The organism is Herbaspirillum sp. RV1423, assembly GCF_000577615.1.
Lineage (GTDB): Bacteria > Pseudomonadota > Gammaproteobacteria > Burkholderiales > Burkholderiaceae_D > Herbaspirillum.
Map to the genome: position 1 here is coordinate 1 of NZ_CBXX010000107.1, position 663 is coordinate 663.

2 protein-coding genes are annotated in these 663 nt (G+C 61.1%); both read left to right on the plus strand.

Annotated features, from left to right (window positions below):
- A partial coding sequence (locus tag RV1423_RS28305; RefSeq protein ID WP_034304004.1) for a CoA transferase subunit A occupies window positions 1-477 on the plus strand: 477 nt, incomplete at its 5' end.
- A 12-nt stretch (window positions 478-489) separates the two neighbouring features.
- Window positions 490-663: succinyl-CoA--3-ketoacid-CoA transferase (locus RV1423_RS28310; protein WP_034304005.1), on the plus strand; the 174-nt coding region annotated here is incomplete at its 3' end.

A 663-nucleotide genomic window follows, 5' to 3' on the forward strand; every position in this document is an offset into this window, starting at 1 on the left:
ATGATCGCCTCCTACGTCGGCGAGAACAAGGAATTCGAACGCCAATACCTGGCCGGCGAACTGGAACTGGAATTCACCCCGCAAGGCACGCTGGCCGAGAAGCTGCGCGCCGGCGGGGCGGGCATCCCGGCCTTCTTCACCAAGACCGGCGTGGGTACTTTGGTGGCCGAAGGCAAGGAAATCCGCGACTTCGACGGCGCGAAATATGTGATGGAACGCTCGCTGGTGGCCGACGTCTCGCTGGTCAAGGCGCAGAAAGCCGACAAGGCCGGCAACCTGATGTTCAACAAGACCGCGCGCAACTTCAATCCCAACGTCGCCATGGCCGGCAAGATCACGGTGGCCGAAGTCGAAGAACTGGTCGAAGTCGGCCAGCTCGACCCGGACCAGATCCACACGCCCGGCATCTTCGTGCACCGCATCGTGGTCAACGCCACGCCGGAAAAGCGCATCGAACAACGCACCGTGTCCAAATAAGGAGAAATAATCATGGCATGGACCAGAGACGAAATGGCTGCGCGTGCAGCGCGGGAATTGCAGGACGGTTTTTACGTCAACCTCGGCATCGGCTTGCCGACGCTGGTGGCGAACCACGTGCCGAAGGACATTGAGGTGTGGCTGCAATCGGAAAACGGCTTGCTCGGCATCGGCCCGTTCCCGACC